The 263-nt window shown below is 68.8% G+C and carries 1 pseudogene; it reads left to right on the top strand.

Annotated features, from left to right (window positions below):
- Positions 1-263, top strand: a pseudogene (locus SB764_RS41345) (glycogen debranching enzyme GlgX); the annotation flags it as partial.

Raw genomic sequence — 263 nt, 5'->3', positions numbered from 1 at the left:
GCCATGGCCGGAAACCTCGATCTACGAGGTGCATGTGCGCGGCGCGTCCATGCTGCGCGAAGACCTGCTGCCGCACCATCGCGGCACCTTCGCCGCGCTGGCCGATCCGCGTTTCGTCGATCACCTGCACCGGCTCGGCGTGACGGCGGTGGAGCTGCTGCCGATCCACGCCTTCCTGCAGGACCGCTTCCTGGTGGAGCGCGGCCTGCGCAACTACTGGGGCTACAACACGCTGGCCTTCTTCGCGCCGGAGCCGCTCTACC

It is taken from the genome of Paraburkholderia sp. SIMBA_027, assembly GCF_046535315.1.
Taxonomy (GTDB): Bacteria; Pseudomonadota; Gammaproteobacteria; order Burkholderiales; family Burkholderiaceae; genus Paraburkholderia; species Paraburkholderia tropica.
The sequence above is the reverse complement of the archived record's forward strand: the minus strand, read 5'-3'. Positions and strand labels throughout refer to the sequence as shown.